The organism is Curtobacterium sp. ME26 (assembly GCF_903970945.1).
Taxonomy (GTDB): Bacteria; Actinomycetota; Actinomycetes; order Actinomycetales; family Microbacteriaceae; genus Curtobacterium; species Curtobacterium citri.
The window spans coordinates 59,060-75,466 of record NZ_CAJCKG010000001.1 but is presented as its reverse complement, the minus strand read 5'-3'; the positions used below and the strand labels follow the sequence as shown (position 1 = coordinate 75,466).

The following is a 16,407-nucleotide window of genomic DNA, read 5'->3' as shown; positions in this document are numbered from 1 at the left end:
GCAGCCGCGAGGACCCTCAGCCACGCCGCCGGTTCCCCAGGTCGGGGGACTGGTCCGCGCGGGTGATCCGCGGGATACCTGTACCTGTGACCCGCACCACCCGCCTCGCCCTCGTCGCGAGCATCGTCTCCGCCTCCTGCATCGTCGGCGCCGGCGTCTTCGTCCTCTCGTCGACCCACACCGCCAGCGCCGACGACCGCCCGGTCGCCGCGGCGGTGGGCACGCGGGTCGAGCGGAGCGCCGAACTCCCCCGGCCGAGCACGCCGGACCAGGTCGTCACGGGGGCCCTCGACACCCCCGCACTGTCCGACGCCGTGCCGTTCGCGTACGCCGGGGACTCGATCACCGCCCGACCCGACTCGTGGCTGCACCAGCTCGAGGCGGACGACCGGCTGCACGCGGTCGGCGGCTACGCCCACAGCGGGTACCGCGCCGACCAGGTGCTCGCCGAGATCGGTCCGGTGCCGCAGGCCCGCGTCCTCGTGGTCGAGGTCGGCACGAACGACGTCAACCAGGCGGTCCCGACGGAGCGGACGATCGCGGGCGTCGACGCCATCGTGCGCAAGGTCGGGGCCGAGCGCGTGCTCGTCGTCGCCGGGCCGCCCGCCGACTGGACGTGGAGCCGCTGGGGAGCCGACCGACGCACCGGGCAGCTCGTCCTGACCGACGCGCTGCACGCCGACGCCGACCGGCACGGGTGGGCCTTCGTCGACCCCTTCCAAGCGATCCGCGCCGCGGACGGCGCCTACGTGCCGGGCACCTCGCCCGACGGCATCCACCCGACTGCCGAGGCGAACCGCGGCGTCGCCGCGGCGATGGCCGACGCGATCGAGCGCACCGCGCGCTGACCGCGACCACCGACGGACGGAAGGCCCGTGGCGACCCCGCCACGGGCCTTCCGGCCGTCCCGGGTCACTCGGGCAGCGGCTCGGCGTACGTCCGGAAGTCCCCGCGCTCGGTGTGGATGGTCCAGAGGCGCTCGGCGATGGCCGCACCGGAGTGGTCGTCCTGGCCGTCGTCGATGCCGAACGGGATGATCAACTGGCCGACGTGCACCTGCTCCTCGGCGACGGCGTCGTGCAGGAGCTGCGCGTAGGCGCTCTCCCCGGCGAAGGCGACCGAGGTCCCGGTCACCCGCGCGCCCGGACGGACCGCGCTGCCGCCGTTGACGAACAGGATCGTGCCCTTGCCGATGGCCCGCATGCCGGGCAGCACCTGGCGCACGGCGTTCACGGAGCCGTAGACCGAGAACTCGATCGGGCCGACGAGGTCCTCCGCCGTGGTCTCGAGGACCGGACGCATGTACTCCTTGGCCGGCAGCGGGCTGTACTGCAGCACCTCGATCGGGCCGAGCTGCTCGGTGGCGGCCTCGAGGGCGGCGCGGAGCGAGTCCCCGTCCCGTACGTTCGCGGCGAAGCCCTGGGCGCGGTGGCCGGAGTCGCGGAGCTCGGCGGCCAGCGAGTCCAGCCGGTCCTGGTTGCGGGAGATCAGCGCGATGTCGAAGCCCTCGCGGCCGAAGCGGTCTGCGACGGCGAGCCCGAGGCCCTTGCCGGCGCCGACGATGGCGATGGTGGTCATGGATGGTCCTCTCCGACCGGGAACGATGTGCTGCCGACGGTAGGCCGGTGCGCGCAGCGGTGAGGGGTTGTGCCGGGAACCCCCAGGGCTTTCCCGACCGCAGCGTGTGGACTCGCACCACGACCCGGGAGGAACACCGTGGACAGCACCCGCACGACCCGCAGCACGCTCCGCAGCCGCCGCACCTGGTCCGCCGTCGGGCTGGCCGCCGTGACCGCCCTCGCCCTGGCCGGTTGCTCGGACGACCGGAGCGCGACCGACTCGGGCGACGCCGCGCAGAGCAGCACCGCCAGCCCGCCGCCCGACCTCGCGGCCGGTCAGGTCGCTCCGGACGGTGCCACCTCCGACGTCGTCAGCGGGCTCGAGGCCCCGTGGTCGGTCGTCCCGGTGGGCGACGACGGCGACGCGTTCGTCAGCGAGCGGGACTCCGCCCGCGTGCTCGAACTGCGCGCGGACGGCTCGACGCGCGAGGTCGGCACGGTCGCCGGCGTCCGGCACGGCGGCGAGGGCGGACTGCTCGGCCTCGCCCTGCACGACGACGACCTGTTCGTGTACTCGACCGCCGAGGACGGCAACCGGATCCAGCGCTACGAGCTCACCGGGGACACGGGCTCGTGGCGGCTCGGTGACGCCACGACCGTGATCGACGGCCTGCCCGCGAACACCTTCCACGACGGCGGCCGGATCGCGTTCGGTCCCGACGGCATGCTCTACGCGAGCGTCGGGGACGCCGGCAACCGGTCCGAGGCGCAGGACCGCGACTCGCTCGCGGGCAAGATCCTCCGGATGACGCCCGACGGCGCGGTACCCGACGACAACCCGTTCGACGGCTCCCCGGTGTGGTCGCTCGGCCACCGGAACGTGCAGGGCATGGGCTGGGCGGCGGACGGCACGATGTTCGCCGCGGAGTTCGGCGAGAACCGCTGGGACGAGCTCAACGTCGTCGAGCCGGGGAAGGACTACGGCTGGCCCGAGGTCGAGGGCACCGGTGGCGAGGACCGCGGCTTCGTCGACCCCGTGCAGCAGTGGTCCACCGACGAGGCGTCGCCGAGCGGGCTGACCGTGATCGGTGACACCGTCTTCGTCGCGAACCTCAAGGGCGAGTCCGTGCGGGGTGTGCCGGTGTCCGACCCGTCGACCGCGACCGAGTACTTCGCCGGGGACTTCGGCCGCATCCGGACGGTGCTGCCCGGGCCGGACGACACGCTCTGGTTCGTGACGAACAACACCGACGGCCGCGGCGACCCCCGCGACGGTGACGACCGGATCGTCTCGGTCCCCCTGACGACCGGCAGCTGACGACCGGCAGCTGACGGGGGTTCCGGCAGCACCTCGTTGCCGTGGCCGTGCCGTCGTAGCGTGGAGCGCATGGACCACCGTGACGAAGCCCGAGACTTCCTGTCGAGCCGTCGCGCCCGGATCACCCCGGAGCAGGCCGGCATCCGGACCTCCGGGACGCGGCGACGCGTCACCGGCCTCCGGCGCGAGGAGGTCTCGGGCCTGGCAGGGGTGAGCATCGACTACTACACCCGGCTCGAGCGCGGGAACCTGCAGGGCGTCTCCGACAGCGTGCTCGACGCCGTCGCCACCGCGCTGCAGCTCGACGCGGCCGAGCACGAGCACCTGCGCGACCTCGCACGACACCAGAACGAGCCGCCGCGCCGGGCCGTTCGGAACGTCCGGGTCGCCGCCGTGCGACCGGAGCTGCAGTACCTGCTCGACGTCGTGACCGAGGCCCCCGCGATGATCGTGAACAACCGCCAGGACATCGTCGCCGCGAACGCCCTCGGGTGGGCCCTGCACGCCGCGCTCGTCACCGGGGACCGCCCGATGAACTTCTCGCGCTTCATCTTCCTCGACACCCGGGCGCGGGACTTCTACCAGGACTGGGACCGCGCGGCGCACACGAACGTCGCGATCCTCCGGCGCGAGGCCGGCCGGAGTCCGCGCGACCGGGACCTCGCGGCGCTCGTCGGCGAACTGTCCGTGCGCAGCGAGGACTTCCGCCGGCTGTGGGCCGCGCACGACGTCCGACGGCACTACGCGGGCGTCAAGGCGTTCGACCACCCGGTGGTCGGCCCGATCGAGCTGCACTTCCAGTCGCTCGAGCTGGCGGAGGACCCCGGCCTGAGCCTCACCGTCTACCCCGCGACGCCGGGCAGCCCCACCGCCGACGCGCTCCGGGTCCTCGCCTCGTGGGCGGCGACCGAACGGATCGCCGACCGCGCGACCGGGCGAATCGCCGACCGCGCGAGCGGGCGGACCACCGAACGGGAGGACGCGTGAGCGACACCTCGTCGGTCGAGACCGCACGGGCGCTGCCGGCGTCGTCGCGCTGGGACCGTCTCCGCTTCCGCTGGCACGCCGAGCAGGAGATCCACGACCTGACCCGCGACCGGGAGCACGAGGAACGCGTCGTCGCCGAGGCGACCGTCCGCCTGCAGCCCGGGCCGTGGAACATCGCGCTGCTGTTCCGTCGGGACGCCGGGTCCCGCCGGTGAGCGCCGCGATGACGACCGGTCGCACGGTCCTGTTCGCCGTCGCGGGCGGAGCGGCCGTCGGCAACCTGTACTGGGCGCAGCCCCTGCTCGACGACGTCGCCGCCGACCTCGGGACGTCCTCGGCGCTGGCCGGGCTGCTCGTCACCCTGACCCAGGTCGGCTACGCGCTCGGCATCCTGCTCGTGGTCCCGCTCGGCGACGTGCTCGACCGGCGTCGGCTCGTGCCGGGCGTGCTGCTCGCCTCGGCCGTCGCACTGGTCGGCGCGGCCGTCGCCCCGGGGTTCGCCACCCTGCTCGTCGCGCTCGCCCTGGTCGGCACGACGACGGTCGCCGGGCAGCTGCTCATCCCGCTCGCGGGCGACCTCGCCGACCCTGCGGCGCGGGGCCGGGTGGTCGGGACCATCGCCTCCGGGGTGCTGACCGGCATCCTGCTCAGCCGGACGGTGAGCGGCGTGATCGCCGGGTTCGCCGGGTGGCGCACGGTGTACGTCGTCGCCGCGGTCGCCGCGGTCGTGCTCGCCGTCCTGCTGCGGCGGGCGATCCCCGAGCTGCCCCCGCGCGAGCGGGTGGCGTACCCCCGGCTCATCGGCTCGGTGTTCCGCGCCGTCGGTGCGCACCGTGCGGTCCGCGTCACGCTCGTGATCAGCGCCGCCGTGTTCGCGGTCTTCACGATGTTCTGGACCTCGCTGACGTTCCTGCTCAGCGCCCCGCCGTACGGTTGGTCGACGACCGCGATCGGTGCCGTCGGACTCGTCGGGCTGGCCGGTGCGGTGGCCGCGCAGCGGGTGGGACGGTTGCACGACCGCGGGTGGTCGGTGCCGGTCACCGGCGGTGCGCTGGTCCTGGTCCTCGTGTCGCTCGTGGTCGCCGGGCTCGGTGCCGGATCGGTCCCGGTGGTGCTCGTCGCCGTCCTGCTGCTCGACGTGGGCGTGCAGGCGACGAACGTGCTCAACCAGACGCGCCTGTTCGCGATCGACCCCGCCGCGCGGAGCCGGCTGAACACGGCCTTCGTCACGAGCAACTTCGTCGGCGGTGCGATCGGCTCGGCCGTGGCCGGGGTGCTCTGGAACGCCGGCGGGTGGACCGCGGTGACGATCGGCGGTTCGGTGCTCGTCGGCTTCGCGACGACCGTCTGGGCCGTCCACCGGCGCCGTGCGCTCGTGGTGCCGGAGCGCACGGCGTCCGCCTGACGCGACCGCGACGACCGCGACCACCGCGCAGCCCAGAGCAGCCCCCGGCCGGACCCGGTGCCGTCAGGGACGGAAGGACGCGTCGACCGCGAGGTCGCCGTGCTCGGCCTGCCACCGCAGGGCATCGCGGACCGTCTCGGACGCGGTGTACGCCGGTGCGTACCCGAGCAGCCGCTGCGGCTTCTCGGTGCTGAACACCTGACTGCGCGACAGGTGCTCCCAGCTCGCGTCGGCGTGCTCGGTGGCCGTGGTCTCGCGGAACCGGTCCCAGCTGACGGACTCGAGCCGTGCCTCCCGGCCGGACCACGACGCGACCAGCGCGGCGTACCCGCGCACGGTGAGCGCCGTCGGGGCGGTGGCGAAGAAGTCCTCACCGGCGGCGGCGTCCCGCTGCTCGACGGCCAGCTGGAAGAGCTGGGCGACGTCGTCGGCGTGCACGTGCGCCATCGACTCGGCGCCGAGCCCGGGGACCTCCACGACCTCGCCCGCGGACAGCCGGGTGACGACCGTCGGGTCGAGGTTCCCCAGCGGGCCGATCGGCAGCCACCCCGGACCGCTGATGTGCCCCGGGTGGATCGAGGTCGTGACGACACCCCCACCGGCGATTTCCTGCTTGAGCATCCGGGCGATGGCGTCCTTCTGGGTGCCGTACTCACCGAAGGGCGGTGTTGCCGTCTCCTCCGTGATCGGCAGGACGTGCGAGACGCCCGCGCGCCAGATCGACCCGCAGTGCACGAGGTGCGTGCCGCTCCCCCGGAGCGCACGGACGAGCTGCTCGGCGGACTCGAGCGTGAAGCAGACGAGGTCGACGACGGCGTCCGCGGCGAGCGCCGCGATGCGGTCGCCGAACGTGCCGTCGCGGTCCTCCTGCTCCCGGTCAGCGGTGACGCGCTCGATGCGCTCCCACTCCGGGGCGTCGGCGTACGGGGTGCTGGTGCCGCGCGAGACGGCCACGACGTCGTGGCCGGCGCGGACGAGACGGGGGACGAGGAACGTGCCGATGTGGCCGGTGGCTCCGATGACGACGATGCGCATGGCGCTCACGCTAGGCGCGCGTCCCCGGGAGCGGCAGGCCCTGGTGGTGCCCCCGACGTCACGAACGGGAGGCGCGGGTCGTGGCCGACCCGCGCCTCCCGTCACGTCGTGGTCGGGTCAGACCGTGCGGACCGCCTGCACCGACCCGGCGATGACCGCCGCGTCCTCGGCGACGGCACCGACGGCGTCCGGGAGCCCGGCGCTGCTGAGGAGCTTGCGCGCGGCCCAGCCCGCGAAGCTGCCGACGATCGCGCCGACGCCGCCGAGGATCGCACCCTCGAGGCGGAGGTCGCGGCTGCCGGTCGTGCCGAGCGCCGCACCGGCGAGCGCACCGGCGCCGATGCGGCCGATCAGCCCGACGGGCGAGATGCGCGCGGGCGCCTTCTTCGACTTGTCACCGATGAGCTCGCCGACCGCCGACGCGACGAGCAGCCCGCGGCCGAGCGGCGTGCTGAAGGCCTTCCACTGCTGCCAGTCGCCCTTGAGGGCCTTGTTGTCGTGGTTCAGGGCGAGGACGGCCAGCGGGGTGCCGCTCCGTCCGCCGCTGAGGACCCCGAGAGCCAGGGTGCGGACCAGGGTGTGCTGTTCGTGCTGCTTGCTCATGGTTCTCCCGTCGTGTCAGGTCGGACGGTACTCGCGCACCGCTCGGGGGACGCAGCGGTCCGCGTCGTTCGGAGCCGCCCCGCGTACCGTCCCGGCCATGAGCAACGTCATCCTGTTCGGCGGCCACGGCAAGGTCGCACTCCTGGCCACCCGCATCCTCACCGAGCGGGGGCACCGCGTCACGTCGGTGATCCGGAACCCCGACCAGCAGGACGAGGTCCGCGCGCACGGCGGGGACCCGAAGGTCGCGAACGTGCAGGAGCAGTCGCTCACCGACTTCGCCGACCTGGTCCGCGGGCACGACGCCGTCGTCTGGTCGGCCGGTGCCGGTGGCGGTTCGGCCGACCGCACGTGGGCGATCGACCGCGACGCCGCGGTGCTCTCGGTGCAGGGCGCGGCGCAGGCCGGGGTGGACCGGTTCGTCATGGTCTCGTGGGCCGGGTCGCAGCTCGACCACGGTGTGCCGCAGGACCAGGACTTCTTCGCGTACGCGCAGTCCAAGATGATCGCCGACGCGGTGCTCCGCGACTCCGACCTGCAGTGGACCGTCGTCGCACCGAGCACCCTGACCGACGACGAGCCGACCGGGTCGGTCGACTGGGACGGTTCGGCGTCGCAGGTGCCGCGCGGGGACGTGGCGCACGTGGTGGCCGACGTGCTCGAGGACCCCTCCACCGCGGGGCGCACCATCCGCTTCAACGAGGGGTCGACCCCGATCGCGGACTTCCTGCGGGCGTAGTCACTGCGCTCGGGCTGTCGCGCGACGCGCGTTGCGCGACGCTCGTCGCGCGACGAGCGTCGCTGTGAGCGAACCGGGCGGACGAGGGTCGGGCTGGGTGCCTAGGTTCGGTCCATGACCGCAACCGGCACCGCCCCGACCCTCGTCTTCGTGCACGGCGCCCTCGTCCGTGACGGCTCCTGGTGGTGGCGCCCCACCGCTGACCTGCTCCTGGAACGCACCGGGGTCGCGAGCGTCGCCGTCGCCCTGCCGTCGTGCGGCGAGACCGACGCCGACGGGGGCGACCTGCGGGACGACGCGGCCGCACTCCGGGCGGTGCTCGACGCCTACGACGACGTCGTGCTCGTCGGCCACTCGTACGGCGGCACGGTCATCGCCGAGGCCGGCGCGCACCCGTCCGTCCGGCACGTCGTGCTCGTGTCGAGCTACACGCCGCCGGTCGGGGCCTCCCAGGGTTCGATCATGAGCGGCGAGCCCGACCCGGTCACCGTCCGGGTCGACGACGGTCGGATCCTGCTCGACGGGTACGACGAGGCGTCCTTCGGGGCCCGCTTCCTGCAGGACGCCGACGAGCCCCTGCAGCGCGACGCGTTCGCCCGGACGACGTCGCAGGACGCGGCGGCCTTCGGCGCGACGACGACCCGGACCGGGTGGGCCGACGTCGACTCCACCGCCGTGGTGTGCACCGAGGACCGCAGCACCACGGTCGCGCTGCAGCGGTCGCACGCGGCCCGGGCGACCGCCACCGTGGAGCTCCCGACCGGGCACCACCCGTTCATCAGCCGTCCGGACCTCGTCGTCGACCTGCTCGAGCCGCTGCTCGCCTGATCCGGCTCAGGCGAACTGGGCGTAGAACGCCTCCGGCGCCCCCTGCAGCGATGCCTTCACCCCGCGGCTCCACTCGTCGACGAGGACCTCGGCCGCACCGGCCTCGACCCCGTCGAGCGACGCACGGGCGACGTCCGCCGGGTCGACCATCGAGCCCTCGTACCCGGCCATGATGTCGGTGTCCGCCGCTCCGAGGTGGAGCCCCTGCACGGTGATCCCGGCGGACGCGAGCTCGAGCCGCACGGCGTTCGTCAGGTTCCACTCGGCGGCCTTCGCGGCCGCGTACCCGCCCGACCGCGGGTACACGAACCACGACAGGGCGGACAGCACGTTGACGACCGCGCCGCCGCCGTTCCGCTCGATGACCGGCGCGAAGGCCCGCAGCACCGACAGCGTGCCCCAGTAGTGCGTGTCCATCTCGCGGCGGGCGTCGGTCAGGTCCCCGCGCAGGAGCGACCCCGTCGTGGCGATGCCGGCGTTGTTGACGAGCAGCGTGACGTCCTGCGCGGCCGCGGCTGCGGCGGCGACCGAGGCCTCGTCGGTGATGTCGAGCGGCAGCACCTCGACGCCCTCGACGTCGACGAGCTCGGGGCGACGTGCGGTCGCGTAGACCTTGCTGGCGCCCCGCTCGAGCAGCTGCGTGACGAACCGGCGGCCGATGCCCCGGTTCGAGCCCGTGACGAGTGCGACGGATCCGGCGATGTCCATGGTGTCCTCCTGCCGAGCGGGCGTCTCCCGCACCGGCTCGGCTACGGTAGGACCTGACATCAGTGTCAGGTGCAAGCACGGATCGGAGCAGGCATGCGCATCGGGGACCTCGCGGCGGCGACGGGGGCGAGCGTCCGGTCGCTGCGGTACTACGAGCAGCAGGGACTGCTCACGGCGACCAGGACGTCCGGCGGCCAGCGCTCGTACGCCGGGACCTCCGTCGAGCGGGTGCAGCTCGTGCAGCAGTTGTTCGCGGCCGGTCTGCCGAGCCGGACCATCGTGCAGCTCCTGCCCTGCGTCGACGCCGGCGTGGCCACGGCGGAGTCGTTCGCGCTGCTCGTGGCCGAACGCGACCGGATCACCGCACAGCTCGCCGACCTCGAGGCCGCCCGAGCCCGCCTCGACGAGGTCATCGCGATCTCCGAGCACCCGACGCCGGAGCACTGCCCGGCCCTGCGCGAGCCGACGACCGCCGCGGCCTGAGCCCGCGTCGGGCCCGACAGGGCTGTCGGTGGCCGGCCGTACCGTGACGGCATGCCCGAGGGTGACTCCGTCCACCGCCTGGCTGCCCGGCTCCGCAGCACGGACGGTGCCCTGGTCGCGCGGGGTGAGCTCCGCGGCGGCCCCGATGCCGGTGCGACCGTGGCCGGTCGACGCATCGTCGCCCACGCCACGCACGGCAAGCACCTGCTGACCCGCTTCGACGACGGCTCGACCCTGCACACCCACATGCGGATGACCGGCTCGTGGACCGTCACCGCCGCCGGACGCCGACTCCCCGTGCACGCCGCGCGCGAGGCCCGAGTCCGGATGGCCCTCGACGACGGCCGGACGGTGTGGGGCATCGCGCTGCCCGTGGTCGAACTGCTCCCGACCCGCGACGAGCACCGCGCCGTCGGACACCTCGGCCCCGACCTGCTGCACGACGACCCGGACCTCGACGAGGCGGTCCGGCGCTGCACCGCCGACCCGGACCTTCCGGTGCGGACGGTCCTGCTCGACCAACGCCGGGTCGCCGGCCTCGGGAACCTCTGGGCCAACGAGCTCGGCTTCATCCGCGGGCTCCACCCCGACCGGCCGATCGGCTCCGTCGACGTGCCGCCCCTGCTCGAGACCGCGCGTCGGATGCTCCGGCACTCGGCGACGACGCCCGACGCGTACCAGGTGACGACGGGCGTCCTCCGCCGCGGCGAGCGCCACTGGGTCGTCGGCCGCGCCGGCCGTCCCTGCCTGCGCTGCGGCACGCGTGTCCGGGCCCGCGACGACGTCGAGGTGGTCGGCTCCCCGCCCCGCCGGGTCTGGTGGTGCCCGCGCTGTCAGCCGGCGGCCGTCTGACGGACCACGCGCCGGACGGGAGGCTCCCCCACCGGCCCGCCCCGCGCCTCCCGTCCGGCGCACCGGCCGTTCACCGCGGTGCGGCAGGATGGCCGGGTCCCCCCACCCCGACGACCCTCCCGGAGCAGACCGTGTCCGACCAGAAGCCCGCCGTCCTGTTCGTCTGCGTCCACAACGCCGGCCGGTCCCAGATGGCCGCCGGGTGGCTCCGGCACCTGGCGGGCGACCGCGTGGACGTGTTCTCCGCGGGGTCCGAGCCCGCGGACCGGATCAACGCGGTCGCGGTCGCGGCGATGGCCGAGGAGGGCATCGACATCGCCGGCGAGCAGCCCGCCGTCCTGACCACCGACGCCGTGCGACAGGCCGACGTCGTCGTGACGATGGGGTGCGGGGACGCCTGCCCGGTCTTCCCGGGCAAGCGGTACGAGGACTGGGCGCTCACCGACCCCGCCGGTCTGCCGATCGAGCAGGTCCGACCGGTGCGCGACGAGGTCCGTCGCCGGGTGGAGACCCTGCTCGGCGAGCTGCTCTAGCGACCGCCGGCCCGGGTCAGCGTCGGCGTGCGGCCCGACGACGCACCAGCGCCAGCGCCAGCGCCGCAGCGGCGAGCAGGCCGCCGATCACCGCGCCGATGGCGTTCGTGACCAGGTCGCTCGTGTCACAGGCCCGCCCGATGCCGAGGACGAACGCCTGCGCCGCCTCGATCAGGGCGGACAGGCCGATGCCGGCGGCGGTCATCAGCACCGGTCGACCGGAGCGGAGTCCGGCCAGGAACACGACCGGGACGAACAGGAGCACGTTCGCGATCGACTCGACCGCGGTCGGCGCGAGGTACGGCGGGCCCGCCGAGCACACGACGGCGTCCGAGGCGGAGCCCTCCGGGTACAGGGTGAGCCCGAGCACGGCGAGGAGCGCCAGCACCGCGAGCACGAGGGTCAGCCGGGGCGCCCGGGCCAGCAGCACCCCGAGGAACGGGGCGACGACGACGACCACGACGAGGACGCCGAAGGCGAGCCAGGGCACCTGGACGAGCAGGGTGGAGAGCAGGGTCAGGTCCTCCGGGGAGCGGGGAGGGGCAGCTCCCGCGCCTCGTCCCACGGCTCCGACCAGCCGAGCCGGTCGAAGAGCGCGTCGAGGAGCATCGCCGTGAACCCCCAGAGCGTGTGGTCGCCCTGGTCCGACCGTACCGTGAACGCCGGCCCCCGCCACTCCTGGCCACCGCGCCGCAGCACGGTCACACCGCGGTTCGCCGGGTCGAGGAGGTCGGCGACGGGGGTCCGGAACACGGCGGCGGACTCCCGTTCGTCGACGACCCGCACGGGGGTGGGCTCCCGCCACCAGCCGAGCACGGGCTGCACCAGGTGGTTCGAGTGGGCGAGCGGTACGGCCGGCAGGGTCCCGAGGACCTCGACGCCGGACGGGTCGAGACCGGTCTCCTCCCGGGCCTCGCGGAGGGCGGCGGACACGGTGTCCGGGTCGCCCGGGTCGACGCGTCCGCCGGGGAAGGCGACCTCACCGGGGTGCGAGCGGAGGGTCGACGCGCGGGCGAGCAGCAGCACGTCGAGGTCGCGGTGCACGGCCGGTGCCGCGGCGGGGCGCTCGCTGGGCGTGCGGTCGAGGACGCCGAACAGCATGAGGACCGCGGCCGCACGTGGATCGGGCGTGGCCGGCATCGCGGGGACGAGGGGCGCGGCCCCGGGAGCGGCGACGGCGGCGAGCGCTGCACGTGCGGCACGTGCGGTGCCTCCCGCGTCAGCCGGTCCGGCGCCGTCGGCCGGCGTCACCGGTCGGTGCCGTGCTCGGCCGTGTCGGTGCCGTCCGCGCTGTCGTCGGCTGGCGCAGAGTCGGCCGGCGCAGAGTCGGCCGGCGCAGAGTCGGCGGGCACGGCGGTCCGACGGGTGCGCAGGGCGCGGATGCCGACGACGGCGGCGAAGGCGACGACGGCCAGTGCGACGAGCAACAGCAGGACGGTGTGGTGCTGGTGTCCGCCGACCGGGGCGGCTGCCTGCGTCGCGGCGATCTCGTCGGTGGTCCCCGTCACGGCGTCCGCGGTCGCCGTCGCGGTCGCGGTCGGCTCGGAGGCCGCCGTCGTGGGACCGGCGGTCGGCGTCGCCGCGGTCGCACCCGTCGACGTGAAGCCGTACTCGCCGGAGATCGGGTGCCCGTCGACCGAGACGCTGCGCCACTGCACGCGGTACGCACCGGCGGCGGTGAGGTCGACGTCCTTCGCGATGGTCGTGCCCTCGATCCGGACGTCGCCGACGGTCCGTTCGGCTCCCCCGCCGTCGGTGACGCTGATGACGATCCCGGTCTGCAGCCCGGACAGCGGCGGCTCGGACAGGGTCAGCGTGACGCGGTCGAGGTCACCGGAGACGCTCGAACCGGCCGCCGGGTCCGAGCCGACGAGGGCGTCGTGCGCGGATGCCGGACCGGCGACGAGGACGATCGGTGCGATCGCTGCGACGACGACGCTTGCGACGACGACGCTGGCGAGGAGGGCTCGGAGACGCACGGGTGCCTTTCATCGGCTGACGACCCGGCAGGGACCGGACGTCCCGAGCGTACCCGGGCTCCTCCTCGCGGAGCCGCGGTGTCAGGCCTTGCTGACGAACTGCACGTCGGACGAGCCCAGCTGCAGCTGCTCCTCGATGCCCTTCTGGTCCGTCGACCCCCAGCGCTCGGCGATCTTGCCGTCGACGAACTTCGACACCTGGATGCCGCGCACGGTGAACTCGCGACCGGTCGGCTGGTGGCCCTGGAACGGGCCGGTGTGGGTGCCGTGGATGGTGAAGACGGCGGTGATGAAGTCGTCGGTGACGACGAGCGGGTCGGCCTCGAGCGTGAGGTCCGGGAAGGCCGTCGTGAACTCGGTCCAGAAGTCGACGATGCCGGCGAGACCGGGCGCCTGTCCGGGCGCCGGGTCGTGGTCGACGACGTCCTCGTGCCAGGCCTCGTGCATGCGGGTCCAGTCGCGGGCCTCGAGGATCCCCCCGAGCTGCTCCTGTGTGGCGGCGTTCGCGTCCTTGCTCATCTTTGTTCCTCCCGTGGTCGGACGGTGAGCGTCCTGACTACGCCCGCTCCCCGTGTACGACCGGGGCGTCCGCGGGACGGCTGTCCGGTCGGCGAACGCGGGACGCGACGGACGGGAGGCGCGTGGCGACCCCGCCACGCGCCTCCCGTCCGGCAGTCCGTCCGGCCGCGGTCAGCGACCGGCGGCGAAGTGGTTCGCGACCTGGGTCGCGGTGAGCTCCGTCGTGTACACCGCCGCGAAGCGCATGGTGCCCGTGAAGTAGTAGTTCGCCGGAGCGCCCGGCCACCCGCTGATCGTGTCGTACCCGACGCGGAAGTACCCGGTGTAGTTCTCCGGTGCCGTGAACGCCGTGTTCGAGGCGACGAGGGTACCGTCCAGGTACAGCCGCATGCCGTTCGCGGGCGACATCGTCGACACGACGTGGTGCCACGCACCGTCGGTCACGGCCCGCGGCGAGGTGATCACCTGCGTGGTGCCGTTGTACGAGCCGAACACGAGCTGCCCGGCGGTGTTGACGTAGATCTGCCGGTCGTGCTGGCCCGAGGTGGCGACCTGGTTGCTGCCGAAGCCGATGAGCAGCCCGCCGGCGACCGTGGTGCGGAACCAGACCTCCTCGCTGAAGGTCGTCGGGTTCACGACCGACCTCGGCGTCGACACGAAGCTGTTCGAGCCGTTGAGCTGGTACGACGAGCCGGTGTCACGGACGCAGGCGTTCGGGCTCGGCGTCGTCGCGGTCATCGTGCCCTGGTAGGTGCCGTTCGCCGCCTTGCCCGATGCGTCGACGGCGGTGGTCGAACCGGACGCCTCGCCGAGTCGGTACGCGAAGAGGGCACCGGAGGCGTCGGACGCGACGGCGGCCGAGCACGTGAAGTACGGCGCGGTCGCCGCCGAGTTGCCGCTGTTCGTGACCCGCGCGCTGTAGGCGGAGCGGGTCGGCGCGAACTGGTTGAGCATGACGACCACGGCGAGGGCGAGGACGAGGAGGGCGGCGACGACGCGGCCGTCGCGCAGGGAGCGGGCGATCACGAGGCGCGCACGGGTTCGATGCGGCCGACCGACAGGCAGAGCACGAGCGGCACGAGGCAGACGGCGATGAGCGCGGCCCAGCCGACCGGGTCGAGGTCGATGTTCGACGTCAGGTGGTAGTACCCGTTCCGGCTGATCTCGTCGATGACGACCCGGCCGACCTGGCCGTCGACGAGGTGGACGGTGTTGCCGCCGTGCGCCTCGACGCGGACCGGGAAGATGCCGGACGACACGATCGTCGCCTGGACGCCGTCGGGGCTCGAGGTGTTCGTGATCGTGGTCACGTTGACGAAGGGCTTCAGCACGAAGGCGGCGTACGAGGTGGTCAGGGCACCGCCGGCGATGCGGAGGCAGGTGCGGGTGACCCGGTCGGTGAACGCGCTCGTGAGGGTCCAGATGAGCAGGGTGCCGACGAGCAGGATCGGTGCGGCGCGGAACAGCCAGCCGAGGTGCGGCACGAGCAGCGCCGGCGTGCCGATGACGTCGGCCTGCGTGAGCGTCCACGGGTCGGTGGCGCCGTTGATGTCGCCGCGGGTGTGGATCCCGCCGTCGGCGTCGACGGCGATGATGCGGTGCGTGTAGACCACGCCGGGGTTCGCGTCCGTCGAGAAGGTCACGACGTCCCCGACGCGCAGCGTTGCGACGTCGACCGGCATGTCGAGCACGAGGGTGCCGACCGGGGCGGCCTGGCCCATGGACGGCGTCTCGACGACGAACCAGCGGCCGCCGGCGGAGAGGAACAGGACCGCGGCGGTGAGCAGCACGGCGGCGATCGCGGCGACGGCCCAGGCGAGGGCGGTCTCGGTGCGGCTGGTGGCCCGCCCGCGCAGGATCGGCAGGTCGAGCGTGCCGCTGAGCGGGATCGCTGCGGTCTGGCTCATGTGCTGCTCCGGTGGGGGTCGGCCGCTCGGGGCGGCTGCAGGTGCGTGGTGCTGTGTGTGGGGGGGGGAGGCGGCGCTCGACCGATGGGGGGCGGGGCGAGCGCCGCCGGGGTGGGCGTCACCCGGCCGGAAGGGGGGAGGCCGGTCGGGGGGCGTCGGTCCTGGGGGGTGGGGTGGGGGTGGTGCTCGCGCACCGGCGGATCGGGATCAGGGGCGACCCACCGGTGCGCCGTCCGGTGATCAGGCCGTGAAGGTCCAGGTCATCGGGACCGAGGCCGCGAGGCCCTGGTAGGTGTTGCCGGCGGACGGGTCGAGGGTCACCGCGAAGTTGAACGGGACGGTCGCACCGGCGGCCGGGGCCGCGGGCATCGTGAAGGCCGAGGCCGCCGCGCCCTTGAAGCTGGCGAGGGTGCCGCTGAAGACGGTGGTCGAGCCCGAGGTGATGACGAGGTTCATCTTGGCGCAGAGGTCGGTCGCGGTGCCGTTCTGGGCGCCGTTGTTCGACTGCGTGCAGGTGGCACCCGGGGTGAGCGTGAAGGTCGCGGCGTTCGCGGTGCCCGTGTTCTTGATCGAGATCGCGGTGTTGACGGTGTTGCCCGGCGTCATCGTCGTGCTGCCGCCGAACTTGTTGATCGTCGAGCAGGTCGCGGCGTTGGTCGAGACCGAGCCGCCGTCGGTGCTGAGGCAGGTGACGGTCGCGCCGGCGTTCTGCTCCTGCATGACGAGGGTGCCGGTGGCGGCCGAGTTGGCGTTGTTCGTGATGCTCGCGGCGAACCCCGACAGCGTGCCGGTGAGGGAGAGCGAGAGCAGGACGGCCGCGAAGATGCCGGCGAGGAGCGCCACGGGGGCGAAACGGATCCGCTTCAGCGCGGAGGTGCGGAGCTTGGTGGACACGGTGTACCTCATCGTTCGGTGGTTTGTCGGGAGCGTGGGGAGCAAGTCGTTCGGGCCG

21 protein-coding genes are annotated in these 16,407 nt (G+C 73.9%); 10 read left to right on the top strand and 11 right to left on the bottom strand.

Going from position 1 to position 16,407, the window contains the following annotated elements; all coding sequences use genetic code 11:
• Positions 1-86: 86 nt before the first annotated feature.
• A complete protein-coding gene (locus tag H7A69_RS00375; RefSeq protein ID WP_182045257.1) occupies positions 87-848 on the top strand; it encodes an SGNH/GDSL hydrolase family protein in 762 nt (253 codons plus the stop codon).
• Between the two features lie 64 nt (positions 849-912).
• On the opposite strand, the gene H7A69_RS00370 is transcribed toward H7A69_RS00375, so the two are convergent.
• A complete protein-coding gene (locus H7A69_RS00370) occupies positions 913-1,578 on the bottom strand; it encodes an SDR family NAD(P)-dependent oxidoreductase (RefSeq protein WP_182045256.1) in 666 nt (221 codons plus the stop codon).
• A 138-nt stretch (positions 1,579-1,716) separates the two neighbouring features.
• Between H7A69_RS00370 and H7A69_RS00365 the strand changes: the two genes are divergently transcribed.
• The 4 genes from H7A69_RS00365 to H7A69_RS00350 all read left to right on the top strand — a co-directional run bounded on the left by H7A69_RS00365 (position 1,717) and on the right by H7A69_RS00350 (position 5,269).
• Entirely contained in the window at positions 1,717-2,877 is a 1,161-nt protein-coding gene (locus tag H7A69_RS00365; RefSeq protein ID WP_259346004.1) for a PQQ-dependent sugar dehydrogenase, read from the top strand.
• 69 nt (positions 2,878-2,946) lie between these two features.
• A complete protein-coding gene (locus H7A69_RS00360; RefSeq protein WP_182045255.1) occupies positions 2,947-3,864 on the top strand; it encodes a helix-turn-helix transcriptional regulator in 918 nt (305 codons plus the stop codon).
• Positions 3,861-4,079, top strand: a complete 219-nt coding sequence (locus tag H7A69_RS00355) for a hypothetical protein (protein WP_069713153.1) — start codon at positions 3,861-3,863, stop codon at positions 4,077-4,079. Before H7A69_RS00360 ends, H7A69_RS00355 begins: the two co-directional genes overlap by 4 nt.
• Entirely contained in the window at positions 4,076-5,269 is a 1,194-nt protein-coding gene (locus H7A69_RS00350) for an MFS transporter (RefSeq protein WP_259346003.1), read from the top strand. The genes H7A69_RS00355 and H7A69_RS00350 overlap by 4 nt, the downstream gene beginning before the upstream one ends.
• Positions 5,270-5,332: 63 nt before the next feature.
• Here H7A69_RS00350 and H7A69_RS00345 read toward each other — a convergent pair whose 3' ends face one another.
• Both H7A69_RS00345 and H7A69_RS00340 read right to left on the bottom strand, forming a co-directional pair.
• On the bottom strand, positions 5,333-6,304 hold the full coding sequence (locus H7A69_RS00345; RefSeq protein ID WP_182045254.1) for an NAD-dependent epimerase/dehydratase family protein: 972 nt from the start codon (positions 6,302-6,304) through the stop codon (positions 5,333-5,335).
• A gap of 117 nt (positions 6,305-6,421) precedes the next feature.
• A complete protein-coding gene (locus H7A69_RS00340) occupies positions 6,422-6,907 on the bottom strand; it encodes a DUF4126 family protein (protein WP_069713151.1) in 486 nt (161 codons plus the stop codon).
• A gap of 97 nt (positions 6,908-7,004) precedes the next feature.
• On the opposite strand from H7A69_RS00340, the gene H7A69_RS00335 reads away from it, so the two are divergent.
• Positions 7,005-7,646, top strand: a complete 642-nt coding sequence (locus H7A69_RS00335) for an SDR family oxidoreductase (RefSeq protein WP_182045253.1) — start codon at positions 7,005-7,007, stop codon at positions 7,644-7,646.
• Between the two features lie 114 nt (positions 7,647-7,760).
• On the top strand, positions 7,761-8,474 hold the full coding sequence (locus H7A69_RS00330) for an alpha/beta fold hydrolase (protein ID WP_182045252.1): 714 nt from the start codon (positions 7,761-7,763) through the stop codon (positions 8,472-8,474).
• A 6-nt stretch (positions 8,475-8,480) separates the two neighbouring features.
• On the opposite strand, the gene H7A69_RS00325 is transcribed toward H7A69_RS00330, so the two are convergent.
• Positions 8,481-9,182 (bottom strand): SDR family oxidoreductase, encoded by a 702-nt coding sequence (locus tag H7A69_RS00325; protein ID WP_182045251.1) that lies wholly within the window; start codon positions 9,180-9,182, stop codon positions 8,481-8,483.
• Between the two features lie 93 nt (positions 9,183-9,275).
• Between H7A69_RS00325 and H7A69_RS00320 the strand changes: the two genes are divergently transcribed.
• The 3 genes from H7A69_RS00320 to H7A69_RS00310 all read left to right on the top strand — a co-directional run bounded on the left by H7A69_RS00320 (position 9,276) and on the right by H7A69_RS00310 (position 11,050).
• The gene (locus H7A69_RS00320; protein ID WP_182045250.1) at positions 9,276-9,665 is read left to right on the top strand and encodes a MerR family transcriptional regulator; all 390 of its coding nucleotides are present in this window, start codon (positions 9,276-9,278) and stop codon (positions 9,663-9,665) included.
• A 51-nt stretch (positions 9,666-9,716) separates the two neighbouring features.
• Positions 9,717-10,517, top strand: coding sequence for a DNA-formamidopyrimidine glycosylase family protein (locus H7A69_RS00315; protein WP_182045249.1), 801 nt, complete (start codon positions 9,717-9,719; stop codon positions 10,515-10,517).
• 131 nt (positions 10,518-10,648) lie between these two features.
• Positions 10,649-11,050, top strand: coding sequence for an arsenate reductase ArsC (locus H7A69_RS00310; RefSeq protein ID WP_069713236.1), 402 nt, complete (start codon positions 10,649-10,651; stop codon positions 11,048-11,050).
• 16 nt (positions 11,051-11,066) lie between these two features.
• On the opposite strand, the gene H7A69_RS00305 is transcribed toward H7A69_RS00310, so the two are convergent.
• From H7A69_RS00305 to H7A69_RS00275, 7 genes are all read right to left on the bottom strand, one after another.
• A complete protein-coding gene (locus H7A69_RS00305; RefSeq protein ID WP_182045248.1) occupies positions 11,067-11,540 on the bottom strand; it encodes a VanZ family protein in 474 nt (157 codons plus the stop codon).
• Positions 11,541-11,566: 26 nt separating this feature from the next.
• Positions 11,567-12,301, bottom strand: a complete 735-nt coding sequence (locus tag H7A69_RS00300) for an NUDIX hydrolase (protein ID WP_411469341.1) — start codon at positions 12,299-12,301, stop codon at positions 11,567-11,569.
• Entirely contained in the window at positions 12,298-13,029 is a 732-nt protein-coding gene (locus H7A69_RS00295) for a copper resistance protein CopC (protein WP_182045247.1), read from the bottom strand. Before H7A69_RS00295 ends, H7A69_RS00300 begins: the two co-directional genes overlap by 4 nt.
• Before the next feature lie 81 nt (positions 13,030-13,110).
• Complete coding sequence (locus H7A69_RS00290; RefSeq protein WP_182045246.1) at positions 13,111-13,548, bottom strand: ester cyclase; 438 nt, start codon at positions 13,546-13,548, stop codon at positions 13,111-13,113.
• A gap of 171 nt (positions 13,549-13,719) precedes the next feature.
• The gene (locus H7A69_RS00285; RefSeq protein ID WP_182045245.1) at positions 13,720-14,574 is read right to left on the bottom strand and encodes a LamG domain-containing protein; all 855 of its coding nucleotides are present in this window, start codon (positions 14,572-14,574) and stop codon (positions 13,720-13,722) included.
• Entirely contained in the window at positions 14,571-15,455 is an 885-nt protein-coding gene (locus tag H7A69_RS00280) for a S26 family signal peptidase (protein WP_182045244.1), read from the bottom strand. Before H7A69_RS00280 ends, H7A69_RS00285 begins: the two co-directional genes overlap by 4 nt.
• A 240-nt stretch (positions 15,456-15,695) precedes the next feature.
• A complete protein-coding gene (locus H7A69_RS00275) occupies positions 15,696-16,349 on the bottom strand; it encodes a hypothetical protein (RefSeq protein ID WP_182045243.1) in 654 nt (217 codons plus the stop codon).
• Positions 16,350-16,407 lie beyond the last annotated feature (58 nt).

Coding starts and splice junctions, on each gene's coding strand:
- H7A69_RS00370 (WP_182045256.1), bottom strand. CDS start 1,578: ATGACCACCATCGCCATCGTCGGCGCCGGCAAGGGCCTCGGGCTCGCC.
- H7A69_RS00360 (WP_182045255.1), top strand. CDS start 2,947: ATGGACCACCGTGACGAAGCCCGAGACTTCCTGTCGAGCCGTCGCGCC.
- H7A69_RS00345 (WP_182045254.1), bottom strand. CDS start 6,304: ATGCGCATCGTCGTCATCGGAGCCACCGGCCACATCGGCACGTTCCTC.
- H7A69_RS00340 (WP_069713151.1), bottom strand. CDS start 6,907: ATGAGCAAGCAGCACGAACAGCACACCCTGGTCCGCACCCTGGCTCTC.
- H7A69_RS00335 (WP_182045253.1), top strand. CDS start 7,005: ATGAGCAACGTCATCCTGTTCGGCGGCCACGGCAAGGTCGCACTCCTG.
- H7A69_RS00330 (WP_182045252.1), top strand. CDS start 7,761: ATGACCGCAACCGGCACCGCCCCGACCCTCGTCTTCGTGCACGGCGCC.
- H7A69_RS00325 (WP_182045251.1), bottom strand. CDS start 9,182: ATGGACATCGCCGGATCCGTCGCACTCGTCACGGGCTCGAACCGGGGC.
- H7A69_RS00320 (WP_182045250.1), top strand. CDS start 9,276: ATGCGCATCGGGGACCTCGCGGCGGCGACGGGGGCGAGCGTCCGGTCG.
- H7A69_RS00315 (WP_182045249.1), top strand. CDS start 9,717: ATGCCCGAGGGTGACTCCGTCCACCGCCTGGCTGCCCGGCTCCGCAGC.
- H7A69_RS00290 (WP_182045246.1), bottom strand. CDS start 13,548: ATGAGCAAGGACGCGAACGCCGCCACACAGGAGCAGCTCGGGGGGATC.
- H7A69_RS00280 (WP_182045244.1), bottom strand. CDS start 15,455: ATGAGCCAGACCGCAGCGATCCCGCTCAGCGGCACGCTCGACCTGCCG.